Consider the following 15384-nt stretch of genomic DNA (forward strand, 5'->3'; position numbering starts at 1 on the left):
ACTACTTCTCCTCTTCTTTTAGCTGGGTGATATCCGAGTGACAATCCACGCACATCTTGATTTTGTCCTTACGTTCTAGGCTAAGAATTTTCGACTTCTTCTCAGCGTGAACATTGTGGCAATTTGAACAGGTAAGATTTTTGGCATGCACGTCATGCGTCCAGCTCGCTTTATGTAACCGCTCTGAAGTATGACAGTTGGTACACTGGCTATTTGCATCAAGTATTCCCTGATGCGGCATTTGCACCTTGTCGCTTCCCATCTGTGATTGAGCTGGCGCGTACTTAGTCACGACAGGCGCCCCTTCACGATGGTCAGGGCCGATGTTGCCGTGACAGGTGGTACAGTTCAGCGTTTTGCCAATCTGCTCAAATTTCTCAGTGGTGTGCGTTTGATGGATGGTCTGCTGCGAATCCTTATGACATTGGATACACTTATAATCCTTGTCACGGATAAGCGTGACTTCATGACGTGCGGATTTGTCTTCAGACTGCACTGTTGAAGTATCGGCTACGGCATGAAGAGAATAACCATAGAGGCAAAATGCTAGAAGTGATTTAAGCATTATGACTATGGCCAACTTTATATTGCCCATATTATCCTTTCCTTATTCCGTACTAATTCGTAAAACAATCAACAAATTAAAAATACGGTTAAAAATTAAAATCCTTCAATGCGCGCAAAGCACATCAAATGAGATCAATTCTTATTTTGGAAAAGCCACAACGCTAATAAATTATATATTACAACGCCTACACTAAAGGGGTAGGCAAAACTGTTCAAAATTCGATCTCAATCACCCTATCAATATAAAGGGAAATATTGTAAGTCATTGATGATAATAGTTTTCATTTCTTATACAGACACACAGCAGCTAACCCTAAAGAGGTATAGGCAGGTGAATTTGAACTGGATCACTAGCTAAAATTGATCTTGAACAATTAAGTACTATTACTAAGTTATTTATTTTATTTCTATTTATTACAATATATTTCAGTTCTCCAATTCTTAGTTTGGAATATAGCCAGTTCACAACGCTGCTAATAAAAAACAGAATACGGAGATAGCACTGTGAATAAATTGCATTGGATACCAAAATCCGCTGCAGCATTAGCAATTGTGGCCACTTCACTGATGAGTGTCACAAGCTTTGCTGCATCCGAAGAAAAAGGCTTAATTGATCCTCGCAACGATGCGTATGAGCAACAGCACCCTGATCAATACCACTCTTGGAAAGCCACCTCAGAAAGCGAACATATCGAAGACGCACTTGCAGAAGATCCAAATATGGTGATTTTGTGGGCTGGCTATGGTTTCGCTAAAGATTACAACAAGGCTCGTGGCCACTTTTACGCCGTTGATGATGTGCGCCAAACATTGCGTACAGGTGCTCCGCAAGATGAAACTTCCGGCCCAATGCCAATGGCATGTTGGAGCTGTAAAAGCCCAGACGTAGGTCGCGTGATCGATGAACGTGGTGAAGATGGTTACTTTAAAGGCAAATGGGCTCGTTTAGGTGACCAAATTAACAACCCAATTGGCTGTGCAGACTGTCACGATACACGTAGTGAAGCCTTCAAGAATGGTGAGCCAGCACTTGCGTTGGCAAAACCTTATGTTGAACGCGCATTTCAGGCGATAGACAAACCTTTTGAACAACAATCTCGCCTTGACCAACAAGCCTCTGTCTGTGGTCAGTGCCACGTAGAGTACTACTTCACAGGTCCAAACAAGTCAGTCAAATTCCCATGGGATATGGGCACCACTGTCGATGATATGGAACAGTACTACGACGCACTTGGCTTTAAAGATTGGACGCACAAGGTTTCTAAAGCACCGATGTTAAAAGCGCAACACCCAGGTTACGAAACATGGCGTGATGGCATTCATGGTAAGAACAAAGTAGCGTGTGTCGACTGTCATATGCCGAAAGTGACCAAAGAAGATGGCACTGTCTACACCGATCATAAAGTCGGTAACCCATTTGATCGCTTCGAAGACACTTGTGCAAATTGTCATACGCAGTCTAAAGATCAGCTACGTGACATTGTTTCTACTCGCAAAGCTCAAGTGCTCAACATGAAGCTAACCGCTGAGAAGCAAATTGTTGCTGCTCACTTCGAAGCGGGCGCAGCTTGGAAAGCCGGTGCCACGGAAGAAGAGATGAAAGATATTCTTCAAGATATCCGCCACGCTCAATGGCGCTGGGACTATGCTATCGCCTCACACGGTGTACATATGCACGCTCCAGAAGTCGCACTTGAAGTATTAGGCACTGCGGTAGACCGCGCGGCAGATGCTCGCACCAAGATCGTTCGCCTATTGGCTAAGAAAGGCATCACAGATCCTGTAGAGCTGCCTGATATCTCGACTAAAGCCGCTGCACAACAAGCACTGGGTATGGATATGGATAAGATGAACTCTGATAAAGAGAACTTCTTAAAAACTGTGGTCCCAGAGTGGAAGAAAGCCGCGGAACAACGCGAAGCTAGCTACGAGCAATAAGTCACTAGAGCGTTAATAGACAAAGCCAGCAATTGCTGGCTTTGTTATTTTATAGCGACACTGAATGACGTATAGATTGAGATGACTCTTCTCACACCCGGTTTACTGTAATGTCCGACACATAGCCATTACCTAACCCAGTGAGCGCACCGTAGATCATTGATGCTGCATCTTCCACAGACATAAAACCATCGGTATTGAACGCCTTGCCACTGGTAGTCCAGAATTCCGTCGCCATTCCACCCGGGTATACGGCAACAATCTTCATTGGCAGACCTTTTAGCTCCAGACGGACGGATTCGATAAGCCCTTTCACTGCCCACTTCACCGCGCAATAGGTTGACTCTTGAGCTTTGGGTTGCTGCGCCGCCGTAGACATAACCATAACTAACGTAACGGGTTGCGCTTTGTAGCGTTTTACTGACTCACGCACAACATTGATGGCTGAACTGAGATTATTTTTAATTAGCGCTTCAATCTGCTCAGGGTTTTGTTCTTCTAGCAACCCAAAGTAGCCACTGCCAGCACAATGAATAATTTTGTCTGGCACTTCATCCAGTTGCTCAAACAGTGACTCGACATCATTGTGATTGGCGAGATCGCATGCTTGGTAAGTGGTGTTAGAGGACAATTGACTGGTGACATGCTTTAGCTTTTGTTCACTCCTCCCTGTTAGGTGGATTCGCGCATCTTGTTCATCATATTGTTTAGCTAATGCAGCACCTAACCCACTGCTAGCGCCAGTGATAACTATCATTATTCTTCCTTCTCTATTGCCTCAATCGCAGCTTACCCTTTATTCAGAGCTTTTGCTTGGTTCAAAGATCGAATCACCATTTCACGATCCAATTCAGGATGATTAGAGTCAAGCATACGCGTCCAAGTATCTATCGCTTCTTGGTAACGGAAACTAATAAAATGGTCGCTAGCAATCAAGGTTAAAGCGGTGAGATTATTGGCTTCTATACCCAACGCTTGTTCAAGTAGAGACGAGACTTCAGGTGTCATTCTCTGCTTATGAACATAGTAAAGGGCGGTTGCTTTTGCAGCTAATTGGTTGGCGGACGGTGGATCGCTTAATCGAACTGCATAGTCAAAACAGGTCAAAGCAGAGGAAAAATCTTGATTGTTGAGATAGCCATGCCCGAGTTGAAACCAAAGCTCAGCTTGGTTTGGGTCTTGCTTGAGCTGATCTTGCAAAGACAACATCCACTCTTGATGGGTCTGCTGCGGTTCAAGCTCTGCAATGGGTGCAGGTGGCTGACCTTGAAGCCAAATATACACGGGTACGGCAATTACCAAGCTGGCGAGTAAAACTCGTTTCATCAGCACTCCAAAGCTTTTGTTCATTACTGACAAAGTATATCCTGTTAGGATAAATACATCTTTGATCTAGCAAGACCTATCAATATGAAAAATAAAGTGGTTCCTTCTCAAGAAACACAACAAGAAGCGATGAAGATTGCCAAAGCAACGCAAAAGCCTGGTCAAACAAAAGAACAAACTAAGCTGATTGCGCAAGGTATCGAGAAAGGTATCGCCCAATACAAAAAGCAGCAGAAAGAGCGCTCACGACAAGCGGATAAAGCGAAGAAAAAGGCTCAAAAAGCCAAGAAAGCCGACGTAGAGGTGAGCACAAGCCAAACTCAAGTAGACATTGAAAACCAAGAAATAAGCACCAAGCCTTCAATTTTACCTTGGGCATTACTCGTCATCAGTTGGATAGGGTTTATCGCCTATGTTAGCCAAAACTAAATACATTATACTCGCTGCCTCGCTCGCTGTATTAGCGGGTTGCGCGACTCCCACAACCAAAATGGATCCTGCTGCAAGCTCGATACATTTGCGGTTAGACAGTCAGTTTAATGCAGATAACTGCCAATGGCTTGGTGAGATTACGGGTAGCGAGGGGCATTGGTATAGCTATCTTTTCTTCCCCAATGACGTGATGGTTCGTGGCGCATTGAATGAAGCGAAAAATCAAGCCTTAGCGCTAGGGGCAAACACTGTCTACCTAGTTCAACCGCAAGATTTTGTGACCTCATTTACTGTGATGGGCAATGCTTATGATTGCCCCAAACAGGAAAAGTAACCAAATAAAAACAAACCTAGCGCTTTCACGCTAGGTTCGTTGTTTTCAATTCGTTTTAAAAGCCAAGACTTGCGGCGATGTCTGTCTCCCTGTCTAGTACCCACTGGCTATCGAAAGGTCCCCAGTCAGATAACTGATAATAGCCGTCGTTGTGACGTCGACCATCTTGGACAAACATTAACTCAATGCCAATGCCAGGTAACGCTTTAATCACGTCTTGGATAGTTCGACGTGGCCAACCTGTTTGCTCAATCAATTTGGGCACATTTGGGCGCTCTAGATTTTCAACCAGCAATGCGAGATACAAGCGCCTAGCAAAAACAGGACTCAATTCCATTGATACCTCCTTAAAATTTCTAGAGTCATTATTTCTGATTTGCACTGCTAAGTGTTGCGTTTGATCAAAAACTCGACGATCGCCTTAGCTTGAAACACATTTTTTTTGCCCAATGAAATATATACATCACACTTTTGTCTCGCTCCTCACTTCCTGCTAGGATGCAAAAACAAACTAAAAAACTACAAGGGCAGATTGCCCAAAGTCACTTTCAAAGGTTCCACTATGACAATCACCATGTATGGCATTCCTAACTGCGACACGATCAAAAAAGCCAAAAAGTGGCTTGAAGCAGAGGGATTGGAATACAATTTTCACGATTACCGTAAGCAAGGTATCGACAAAGCTTTGGTCGAAACTTTCTGCCAACAACTTGGCTGGGAAAACGTCCTCAATAAACGTGGCACAACCTACCGCCAACTGACACCAGAGCAAAAAGAGTCGCTAAACGAAGCGAACGCCATTGCGCTGTTAGTAGAGCAGCCAGCCATGATCAAACGCCCTATTCTGGTTTCAGGTAATGACTACCACCTAGGGTTCAAAGCGGATCAATACGCTACTATTTTTTCATAATTTTTCGTAAGGATTTCAAGGATGACAGATAGCCCAACTCTGGCTCTCGCAAAAGATTTAATTAGTCGCCAATCGGTAACGCCTGAAGATGCAGGTTGCCAAGAGGTAATGATTGAGCGACTCAAAGCACTGGGCTTTGAGATTGAGGTCATGGTGTTTGAGGACACTACCAACTTCTGGGCTCGCCGTGGTACACAAGCGCCCCTATTCGCCTTTGCAGGTCATACTGATGTCGTGCCTGCGGGCAAATTAGAGCTATGGGAAACCCCTCCCTTTGAACCAACCATTAAGGATGGCTTCTTGCACGGTCGCGGCGCTGCCGATATGAAAGGCTCTTTGGCAAGCATGATTGTTGCAGTTGAGCAATTCATTGCTGAAAACCCAGATCATAAAGGTTCGATTGGTTTCTTAATCACATCAGATGAAGAAGGTCCTTTTATCAACGGCACAGTTCGTGTGGTAGAAGCACTGATGGAGCGCGGCGAAAACATCGACATGTGTATTGTCGGCGAACCGTCAAGTACTGAAGTGGTCGGCGATGTTGTGAAAAATGGTCGCCGTGGCTCTATTACTGGTGATCTTACGGTTAAAGGTATTCAAGGCCACGTTGCTTACCCACACTTGGCGAAAAACCCGGTTCATCAGTCTTTAATGGCAATCCATGAACTGGCAACCACTGAGTGGGACCAAGGTAACGCCTACTTCCCGCCAACCAGTTTCCAGATTCCTAATGTCCATGCAGGTACCGGCGCTTCGAATGTTATTCCTGGCGAGTTTAACGTTCAGTTCAACTTGCGATTCAGTACTGAGCTTAACAACGATGCCATCGTTTCTCGTGTAACCGAAACACTTAACAAGCATGACTTAGATTATGACCTTAAATGGACATTCAACGGCGACCCATTCCTAACCGATACCGGTGCCTTGCTTGATGCCGTGGTTGATGCGGTTGATACGGTTAACCAAACTAAACCTGCGCTGCTGACGACAGGTGGTACTTCTGACGGTCGATTTATTGCCCGTATGGGTGGTCAAGTGGTAGAGCTAGGTCCAGTAAACGCAACCATTCACAAAGTGAACGAGTGCGTTAAGGTGTCAGATTTAGAAAAGCTGACACAAATGTACCAGAAGACATTGGAAAACTTACTCGCTCAATGATGACTCCAGAGCAACTGACCGGGCGAGTGACCAGCCACCTTGTAGAGACAATGGTCGGACAAAAAGCGTTCTTGGTTCACGCAGCTGTGAGCCAAGATTTACTGGCGCTCAAACAGTCAGCAACGTTGGCTGGATTTAATCTCAATATCGCCAGTGGCTTTCGCGATTTTGATCGCCAAGCCACGATTTGGAATAACAAGATGTCAGGTAAATCCGACATCTTGGATAGTAAAAGCCAAGTCATCAAGGCTGAATTTTTGTCTGAAGCAGAAAAGGTGATGGCGATTCTTCGTTGGTCTGCCTTACCGGGCGGCAGTCGCCATCATTGGGGAACAGACTTTGATGTCTTTGATCGAGATAGCTTACCTCAAGGGGAAACACTCAAGTTGGAATCTTGGGAATATCTCACTGGGCATCAGAAAGCCTTTTATAACTGGTTAAGCCGCAATCTGCATGATTACGGGTTCTTTTTCCCATATGCCCAAGATCTAGGCGGTGTGGCAGCCGAGCCGTGGCACATCAGCCACCAAGCCATATCAGAGCAATGCTTAAAACAATTGGATGCGTCGACACTCAAACAACAGCTTGCTGCGACGTCGATTTTGGGTAAGAAGACGGTGTTAGAACAGCTCGAAACGATCTACAATCAGTTTGTTAGCAATATTTCAAAATAGGTGCGGTGATGGATTTACTGACTAACCCATGGGTTATCATTGTTATTGTGTTGAGCGTCGTAATAGGTAACATTGCTGCCCTTAAATACACAGCCAATATGAAGTTTGGTCAGTCTGAAAAGAAACCACACACCGACGGCGAAGAGACGACTCCAGAGTCGCAAGATTCAAAAAAAGACGCTTAAGTTAGCGTCTTTTTTATTTTCACGTATTACTTGAGGTGATCCCAAGAAATATTGGAGACAATTCGGCAATCATCGCACTTAAAGTAGAAGATATCGTGTAATGGCTCTTCTAATAACCATTCACCACCGCACTTAGGACATTTACGTGCCTTTTCATCTGCAAGACTTTGTCCACCGACTCGATACTGATAGTAGTATGTAGGTATCTTAGTGATGTATTCGATGCGACCGCGTAAATCCCAACCACGCTTGAACAACACGCTGTCAGTATCGCAAATCTCATGCAGCGCAGCATGCTCGGCTCGGCAACCACCAGCCATCTGTATTTCGTCACACGCTTGCCACTCGGTTTGCCATTTTACCACCGCTTTGTGATCGCCATTCAATGTCGCTCCATTACGATAGAGCGGGATCGGTAACAGTGTTTCACCACTTCTGAGTGGAGAGCAGGTATGAACATACGTGGTATATAGAACCTGCCAACTTGGTTGTTCCTCTTCCGCAGCCTCTTCAGAATTAAGGTCACGGCCAAGAAGACGCATTTTAGGCGCTAGTAGACTTGCCTCAGACAGGCGGTTTAAACAGACCTTTACAAAGTCTGAATGGTAACTCGGATGTAGACTATCTTGTTCAGGGCAAACCACGCGGACAAAGAACTCCCCATCTCCCATCACAATTGGAAACTCACGCCCCAACACTTGGCCGTTATAACGCAGCGCATCCATCAAACCATTGATCGCTTTGTCTACCGCACTAACCGTGGTGTTGTCAAAACACTCAAACTGAAGTTCTACAACGTACATGATTACACCACAGGTTCTAGGTTGGCCAAAAACTCGGCGATGTCTTGTGCTAAGACATCGCGCTTATCTGTGCCTAGTCGCTCTAAAATCACGTTCCCTGTTAAGTTACAGATTGAGACGACATCCAATTCCGCATCCGTAGCGCCGATAAACACAGTTGGCTTTAACTTCAAACGGCGCTGAGTCACGAGATGGCCTAGAATGTTCTCTTGTAAACGAACAAAGTCATCATCGCTCCACACTTGAAGTAGCGTTAGCTCGTTCCCCTGCCAAGTCGCATCCATATCTGCACTGTATTGAGAACCATAAAAGGTTTTGATGTCTTCATGAAGTGTTAGCTCAATACCATTTTCTACATTGGTAAAATCTGCAGCTTGTTCTCTTGTAAAAGCCTGCCACTCAACTGCATCATCCGTTTTGCGCTCGACACATGGTGATACAAGATCGACCAACTCTTCGCTTTGTGGCAGGTGGCCATGTGCATCAAGATGGGCCTGACGGTATTTTTCACTGAATGAGAGTAACGCTTGCAAGGCATGATCAGCCATTAGATTCTCCAACATGAATATTCGCTTTTAGGTGCGGGATTGCGTAAAATTCTCGACATTCTAATAGAAAACGAACAAAAGTATGAGCAAATATTCTGATGCGAAAGAGCTTGCTGGCCTAACGCTTGGTCAAAAGACCGAATATTCAAACCAATATGACGCCAGCCTGTTGCAACCTGTACCTCGTAGTCTCAATCGTGATGACCTTAACTTAGGTGACTCACTGCCTTTTCAAGGCTGCGATATCTGGACACTTTACGAACTCTCTTGGCTCAATGAGAAAGGCTTACCACAAGTGGCGATTGGTGAAGTCTCCATTCCAGCCACAAGTGCCAACCTGATTGAATCTAAGTCATTCAAGTTATATCTAAACAGCTTCAACCAAACTCGTTTTTCTTCTTGGGATCAAGTAGAACAAACACTGGTTAAAGACCTTTCAACCTGCGCGGGTGAAACAGTCTCTGTAACGGTTCGTTCTGTCGTGGATTACACGGACTCCGTTGTGGTCACAATGGATGGCGACTGCATTGACGAGCAAGATATTGAGATCACTAGCTACGACTTTGACCGCACGCTTATTCAAGGAGCTGCAATCGGTGACGTTGTCGAAGAGAGCCTGCACAGCCACTTATTGAAATCAAACTGTCTAATCACAAACCAACCGGATTGGGGCAGTGTCGAAATTCAATACAAGGGTAAGCAAATCGATCGTGAAGCCCTACTTCGCTACCTTGTCTCATTCCGCGAGCACAATGAGTTTCATGAACAATGTGTTGAGCGTATTTTTACTGACATTATGGAATTCTGTCAGCCTGAATCGTTGACGGTTTACGCACGTTATACAAGGCGTGGTGGTTTGGATATCAACCCTTACCGCTCCAACGTAAACAACCAACCTAGTCATAATCAACGCATGGCTCGTCAATAGGAAGTCGACTCTAATGGTAAATGTACGCTGGAAGCGCTTGCTTGGCGCGTTATTGGTTCTGTTCTCTGCGCCACTTTGGGCAAACACTCTGTACTCATCAGCCGTCCTGAGTGAGGCAAACAGTTTGGTCAACATTGTTCCGAAACAGGCCAAGCAACTTGCCACAGATTATCTAACCCAGCGTACTTTGACCGACAAAACTGAAAAAAGCCCTTCTGCCATCTCTCGCGATGAAGCAGACAGCCGAACTCGAACCCCGGGCGGCACAATTGACGCGTTGCGCATTCTCGCCAGAGCGGAGTTTAACTTAGGCAATCAGCTTGAAGCATTGAGTTTTCTGAAAGAAGCAAAATCTTTAGCAATAACTTACAAGCTGCCTTATTTACTGCTGGATCTAAAGTTAGTTGAGATCAGACTAACTTGGCTTATCAATGGTGACGCTGAAGCTGCCAGAGATAAAATGGCGCAGATAGAAGAAGAGTTCAGTCACATTGATAATCCACAGCAGTTAGCTCGCGGTCTAAAGTACCGTATGACAATGCTGAAAGCAGAGATTGCCTCTTCTGAAGGTAACCTAAAGCTCGCTGACCAACTCTATTCAGAAGTAAAGCCGTATGTAGACAGCTCAAAGTCGATTCATACCGTAATTGAATACCACACCACAGTGGGTAAACAACTCCTTGCCAACAAGAAGTACAACCGTGCCTTGTCAGAGTTACTGATCAGTTACTGGACGGCTATAGAAACCGACTCTGCGCGTCAACTTGCTGAAGTTAACCGTATTCTGGGGCAGCTATTTTATGATCGCCGCGTGTTAGATAAAGCCAATGACCACTTTTCGCAAGCGGCTGATTTTTATGATAACTATGAGAACTCGCCTGCATTAGCGCCACTGCTTAAGCGCATGGGCGATATTTACTATTACCAAGGTAAATACAATCTCGCACTGGTTCACTACTTCAACGCAATGGATCATGAACGGCTGCAAAACAACATTGAAAGCGTGATCGATATTCGCATCTCGCTTGCGACAACCTACTTACACTTAGTCAATTATACTTTGGCTGAACAATATCTTGAACGCGCGCAAGAGCTACTCCAATACGCAGATATTCCAAGGTTAAAGGCCTACGCTTTACTACTAGAAGCCGGATTAGCTCGCCATAAACAAGAGCCTAAAAAGGTACTGGAAAGCGCGAATCAAGCGCTTGAGATAGCACAGCAATTGCAAGATATCAGCATGCAGAAGTCTTCTTATCAGATGCTCTATTTAGGCTACGAACTCAATGGCCAGTATCAAAAGGCTTTAGAGTACCTTAAGCACTACAACTCTCTAGCAACGATTGAACAGCAAGAGTTAGATCTGATCAGTGAAGATGCTTTCCGACAACAGAAAGAGTTTGTAGAACAAACTCTACATTTAAGCGGCCAGCAACAAGAGTTAGAAGAAACCCATAACGAATATCGAAAATTCCAGAAGATAACCTTCACCTTGTTTGTCTTATCCGCGTTGCTGTTTATCTTCATTTTACGTCGTGGTCACGTGATCAATGTGCAAAAAGAAGAGCTCGATGTTCTTAACGAAGATCTTTATACCCATTCTCGCTCTGGGTTAAAAAACTTACGTATGCTTAATGCTAAACTTCCTGCCTCTTTAGAGGAGAGCAGTCATAAGTTTGAGAAGTGGCATGTTGGTGAGTTGATCCATGAACCACTCAACGACCGTCTGCGCTTTGTAATGATTGACGTGCCATTTTTACGCAACATGTATTTGCAACATGGTTACCAAGAAGGCTTAAAGCTAGAACGTGCTTTTGGTGATTATTTAAAACAGCGCGTAGAACATCCAGCAAGAATTTATCATTTTTCTGATGCCAACCTGCTGTATATTGAACCAAACAGCGAACGTAATACCGACCCTGAACAGTTGTTTGAAAAGATCCAACAATGGATCCTTGAGTTCGAACCCGATCGTTTACTCAACCGCATCATTCGTATTGGTATGGCGGACTACCCTTTCCTACCAAGGGCGTATACTGCGGTTAATGATAAGGAACTAGTTGATGTGCTACTAATGTCAACCAGTACGGCAAGAACGCTGAGCATGAAAGAACACTCTAGTCAGTGGGTCTACTTGAAAGCGATTGAGAACGCCCCTGCTGCAAGTTTAGCCACCGGTAATATCCGTAAGGCGTGCAAGCATTCCATCAATCAGGGGTTAATAAAAGTTCACTCTTCTTTCAAGAATGAGGACGGTATCAAAAAACTGCTAAAAGATGAATAAAAGCGCATCAATCAAACGTTGTAAGTCGTGACGCCCGTGATTTATTTGATATTATCGACAGATCACTAGATATAAGTAGATTCTATTTTTAAGTTTATTCATGGGCGTAATCGAACAAGATCTTCAGTCACAGCTGCACAACCTGAAATCTCAATTGGAACAAGTTCGATTGACACAAAGGGATACCTCGTTCAAATTTAATAGAGAACAAAAGGTACTTCAGCGTGTCATCTCGTCGTTAAGTAGTGCTTACAAATGTGAAAACCCGCGACTACAAGCGGGACTCATGGAACTGAAACAAGCTATCGAGCAGCAGCAAGACGTCAGCTCACTAATACCAAAACTGGCGGTATTGGAGCGTTTGCTAAAACAACAAGGCTTGGCTATGGAACAACAAACTGAACATTTGGATTCCCAAATTAAGCATAGTGGTGAAACGCTACTGCGCTTGACTGGGCTGCCTCCGAAGATCAAACGCGACCTACGCGATTTACTCAGTTACTCCGATGGCCTTAAGCATCCAAGAGCAGAACAAGCCCTAAGACTGCTTAACCTTTATGAGCGCTCCGTAAAAATCATCACAACCAACCCTGACTACAGCGTTAACCAAATCGCGGCTAGTTCCGATCGTGAGCTGTTGCTTCGCCTTTCCGAAGAATTGCAGCATTTGATTACTGAACTTGATTTTGAAGGCGAGTCTGGGGAGCTGCTAACAGACATTCGCGCTAAGTTGCTGATTGGGGTAAACAGCCACGTTTTGTTAGAGTTAACGCTACAAACGCTTAAGTTGGTTATTGATGGCACCCATTATGAGCGTAAAACTTCAGAACAGTTTCTCGAACAAATCAACTCTTCGCTCTCGTCGTCACTGAAAAGCTCACAGCAAAACTCACAGCAATCCCAAAGCTATTTTGCTCATCGCCAAGAGATGAACACTGAGTTGTCTGAACTCGTCACCGATACGCAGTCCAAAGTGTCCAATGCAGAAAGTTTAGATTCGCTGAAAGAACAGGTGAACCCTTTACTGGCTCAACTGAACTCATTGACTGAGCGCTTGAAACACGCCGAACAACGTGAACAAGCCTTGATTGAGCGCATGGATTACGGCAAAAACCAACTAGAAGCACTGTATGAAGTGACTCAGGACTATCGCCGCCGCTTAGAAGATCAAGCACAACGTATGCTGCTTGACCCACTGACCAAGGTATATAACCGAGCCGCATTTGGCGATCGCCTTGAGTTAGAGTACCGCCGCTGGATACGCGCACAACATACTCTTCGTGTCGTTATACTCGATGTCGATGGCTTTAAAGCGATCAATGACAGTTTTGGTTATGCCGCAGGTGACAAGGCACTGAAAATTATTGCTCGCACAATTAAGAAAGAGATCCGCGATACAGATACCGTGGCGCGCTTCTCTGGTGAAGAATTCGTGTTGTTGCTCCCAGAGCTCTCTGACAGCAACGCTTTCAATATGATTCAAGCGATTCAGGGTCAGGTATCTAAGTTGCCATTTAAGTTCCGTGATCGAAACTTAACCATCACCCTTTCCGCCGCAAGTACTGCATTCAAAGATTCGGATACACCCGAAGAGATCTTAGAGCGACTCAACTTGTGCCTTAATGAAGCAAAAACGCTCGGTAAGAACCAACTCGTTTGGCGCTAGACGGCACTTCACAAACCCACCATGATGTTTCATTAGTGTGATTGATCTATAGATATCAATTAGTTAGGTTTATTATCTGTAAAAAGCTGCTAAGCTTATTAGACGTTTGCTTAATTTGTTCGCAGATTGGCAACGTATATGGACAATAACAATAATGATATCTCACTCTCTACGAGTGCTGTTTCGTCAAGGAGGTCACTATGATCACACACATTAGTCCAGCAGGTAGTATGGATCTACTTTCTCAACTTGAAGTTGAGCGCCTTAAGAAAACCGCTGCAAGTGATCTTTACCAACTTTACCGCAACTGTACCCTCGCGGTTCTTAACTCCGGCAGCCACACCGATAACTCTAAAGAACTACTCGACAAATACAAATCTTTTGATGTCAACGTCGTGCGTCGTGAGCGTGGCATTAAGCTCGAACTCACCAATGCGCCAGAGCACGCCTTTGTCGATGGCGAGATCATCAAAGGGATTCAAGAACACCTATTCTCAGTTTTGCGTGACATCGTATACGTCAATATGCACCTTGCTGATAATCAGCGTCTTAACCTGACTAACGCTAGTCATATCACTAACCTTGTTTTCGGCATCTTACGCAATGCAGGCACCCTGACGCCGGGTATCGAACCGAACCTAGTGGTATGTTGGGGTGGGCACTCAATCAATCCCACCGAATATCAATACACTCGAGAAGTCGGTAACGAACTTGGTCTGCGCGAGTTAAACATTTGTACCGGCTGTGGACCGGGCGCGATGGAAGGCCCGATGAAAGGCGCAGCGATTGGTCACGCGAAGCAGCGTTACTATGAACAGCGTTATTTGGGCCTAACCGAACCTTCAATCATTGCCGCAGAGCCACCAAACCCTATCGTCAATGAACTGGTCATCATGCCAGACATCGAAAAGCGTTTAGAAGCCTTTGTACGTATGGCCCACGGGATTGTGATTTTTCCGGGCGGCGCAGGGACAGCAGAAGAGCTTCTCTATATTCTTGGTATTATGATGCACCCTGACAATACCGACCAGCCACTACCTATCGTACTGACAGGCCCGAAAGAGAGCGAAGAGTACTTCCGCTCTATAGACCGCTTTATTGGTGATACGCTTGGCGAAGAGGCGCAGAAACACTACCAAATCGTTGTTGACGACCCAGCCAAAGTCGCTCAGATCATGAAGCAGAGCATGTCGGATGTGCGTCAGTACCGTAAAGATACCGGCGATGCCTATAGCTTTAACTGGTCATTAAAAATTGAGCCAGAATTCCAGCTACCTTTCGACCCAACCCACGATAATATGGCAAGCTTGGACTTACACCTAAATCAGCGTCCAGAGAACCTTGCAGCAGCGCTGCGTCAAGCGTTCTCCGGTATCGTTGCCGGTAATGTCAAAGCAGAAGGTATTCGTGAAATCGAGCGTCACGGCCCATTCATCTTAGATGGAGACGCAAGCTTGATGAAGAAAATGGATAAGCTACTTAAAGATTTCGTCGAGCAAGACCGCATGAAGTTACCAGGTGGTACCGCTTACGAACCTTGCTACCAAATTAAGACATCAGGCTAGGTACTGTTTACTGTACTGACTGGTAATCTCAACCTCAATCTATACAATAAGGGCTCTAAGCCCTTA

The 15384-nt window shown here is 45.0% G+C and carries 17 protein-coding genes; 11 read left to right on the forward strand and 6 right to left on the reverse strand.

From position 1 onward, the window contains the following. Position 1: 1 nt before the first annotated feature. A complete protein-coding gene (nrfB, locus tag AC5O63_RS18220; RefSeq protein WP_054961293.1) occupies positions 2 to 595 on the reverse strand; it encodes a cytochrome c nitrite reductase pentaheme subunit in 594 nt (197 codons plus the stop codon). A gap of 476 nt (positions 596 to 1071) precedes the next feature. Between nrfB and nrfA the strand changes: the two genes are divergently transcribed. Continuing rightward, the gene (nrfA, locus tag AC5O63_RS18225) at positions 1072 to 2505 is read left to right on the forward strand and encodes an ammonia-forming nitrite reductase cytochrome c552 subunit (protein ID WP_272786619.1); all 1434 of its coding nucleotides are present in this window, start codon (positions 1072 to 1074) and stop codon (positions 2503 to 2505) included. A gap of 91 nt (positions 2506 to 2596) precedes the next feature. On the opposite strand, the gene AC5O63_RS18230 is transcribed toward nrfA, so the two are convergent. Both AC5O63_RS18230 and AC5O63_RS18235 read right to left on the reverse strand, forming a co-directional pair. Further along, positions 2597 to 3262: an SDR family NAD(P)-dependent oxidoreductase gene (locus tag AC5O63_RS18230; RefSeq protein WP_494505836.1), complete on the reverse strand. Its 666-nt coding sequence runs from the start codon at positions 3260 to 3262 to the stop codon at positions 2597 to 2599. 32 nt (positions 3263 to 3294) lie between these two features. Further along, a complete protein-coding gene (locus tag AC5O63_RS18235) occupies positions 3295 to 3831 on the reverse strand; it encodes a TPR domain-containing protein (protein ID WP_494505837.1) in 537 nt (178 codons plus the stop codon). 84 nt (positions 3832 to 3915) lie between these two features. On the opposite strand from AC5O63_RS18235, the gene AC5O63_RS18240 reads away from it, so the two are divergent. Together AC5O63_RS18240 and AC5O63_RS18245 are read left to right on the forward strand one after the other, a co-directional pair. Further along, a complete protein-coding gene (locus AC5O63_RS18240; RefSeq protein WP_239851972.1) occupies positions 3916 to 4260 on the forward strand; it encodes a DUF2956 domain-containing protein in 345 nt (114 codons plus the stop codon). Next, positions 4244 to 4597: a DUF4156 domain-containing protein gene (locus tag AC5O63_RS18245; protein ID WP_171322412.1), complete on the forward strand. Its 354-nt coding sequence runs from the start codon at positions 4244 to 4246 to the stop codon at positions 4595 to 4597. Before AC5O63_RS18240 ends, AC5O63_RS18245 begins: the two co-directional genes overlap by 17 nt. 55 nt (positions 4598 to 4652) lie before the next feature. On the opposite strand, the gene AC5O63_RS18250 is transcribed toward AC5O63_RS18245, so the two are convergent. Then, the gene (locus tag AC5O63_RS18250; RefSeq protein WP_004744549.1) at positions 4653 to 4934 is read right to left on the reverse strand and encodes a winged helix-turn-helix domain-containing protein; all 282 of its coding nucleotides are present in this window, start codon (positions 4932 to 4934) and stop codon (positions 4653 to 4655) included. Positions 4935 to 5159: 225 nt separating this feature from the next. On the opposite strand from AC5O63_RS18250, the gene AC5O63_RS18255 reads away from it, so the two are divergent. The 4 genes from AC5O63_RS18255 to AC5O63_RS18270 are packed head-to-tail and all read left to right on the forward strand — an operon-like array spanning position 5160 to position 7524. Continuing rightward, entirely contained in the window at positions 5160 to 5507 is a 348-nt protein-coding gene (locus AC5O63_RS18255; protein WP_494505838.1) for an ArsC family reductase, read from the forward strand. A gap of 21 nt (positions 5508 to 5528) precedes the next feature. Next, positions 5529 to 6665 (forward strand): succinyl-diaminopimelate desuccinylase, encoded by a 1137-nt coding sequence (dapE, locus tag AC5O63_RS18260; protein ID WP_494505839.1) that lies wholly within the window; start codon positions 5529 to 5531, stop codon positions 6663 to 6665. Continuing rightward, positions 6662 to 7339 (forward strand): M15 family metallopeptidase, encoded by a 678-nt coding sequence (locus AC5O63_RS18265; RefSeq protein WP_494505840.1) that lies wholly within the window; start codon positions 6662 to 6664, stop codon positions 7337 to 7339. Before dapE ends, AC5O63_RS18265 begins: the two co-directional genes overlap by 4 nt. Positions 7340 to 7347: 8 nt before the next feature. Continuing rightward, a complete protein-coding gene (locus AC5O63_RS18270; RefSeq protein ID WP_171322404.1) occupies positions 7348 to 7524 on the forward strand; it encodes a DUF2897 family protein in 177 nt (58 codons plus the stop codon). Between the two features lie 26 nt (positions 7525 to 7550). Here AC5O63_RS18270 and AC5O63_RS18275 read toward each other — a convergent pair whose 3' ends face one another. Both AC5O63_RS18275 and syd read right to left on the reverse strand, forming a co-directional pair. Then, positions 7551 to 8327, reverse strand: coding sequence for a Zn-ribbon-containing protein (locus AC5O63_RS18275; RefSeq protein WP_494505841.1), 777 nt, complete (start codon positions 8325 to 8327; stop codon positions 7551 to 7553). Between the two features lie 2 nt (positions 8328 to 8329). After that, on the reverse strand, positions 8330 to 8875 hold the full coding sequence (gene syd / locus AC5O63_RS18280; RefSeq protein ID WP_494505842.1) for a SecY-interacting protein: 546 nt from the start codon (positions 8873 to 8875) through the stop codon (positions 8330 to 8332). An 82-nt stretch (positions 8876 to 8957) separates the two neighbouring features. Here syd and queF point away from each other — a divergent pair, with 82 nt between their 5' ends. The 4 genes from queF to ppnN all read left to right on the forward strand — a co-directional run bounded on the left by queF (position 8958) and on the right by ppnN (position 15318). Next, complete coding sequence (gene queF, locus AC5O63_RS18285; protein ID WP_494505843.1) at positions 8958 to 9803, forward strand: NADPH-dependent 7-cyano-7-deazaguanine reductase QueF; 846 nt, start codon at positions 8958 to 8960, stop codon at positions 9801 to 9803. Positions 9804 to 9816: 13 nt separating this feature from the next. After that, complete coding sequence (locus tag AC5O63_RS18290; protein ID WP_494505844.1) at positions 9817 to 12087, forward strand: tetratricopeptide repeat protein; 2271 nt, start codon at positions 9817 to 9819, stop codon at positions 12085 to 12087. 100 nt (positions 12088 to 12187) lie between these two features. Further along, entirely contained in the window at positions 12188 to 13753 is a 1566-nt protein-coding gene (locus AC5O63_RS18295) for a GGDEF domain-containing protein (protein WP_494505845.1), read from the forward strand. A gap of 200 nt (positions 13754 to 13953) precedes the next feature. Continuing rightward, on the forward strand, positions 13954 to 15318 hold the full coding sequence (ppnN, locus tag AC5O63_RS18300; protein WP_494505846.1) for a nucleotide 5'-monophosphate nucleosidase PpnN: 1365 nt from the start codon (positions 13954 to 13956) through the stop codon (positions 15316 to 15318). Positions 15319 to 15384 lie beyond the last annotated feature (66 nt).

The organism is Vibrio sp. SCP2 (genome assembly GCF_059295395.1).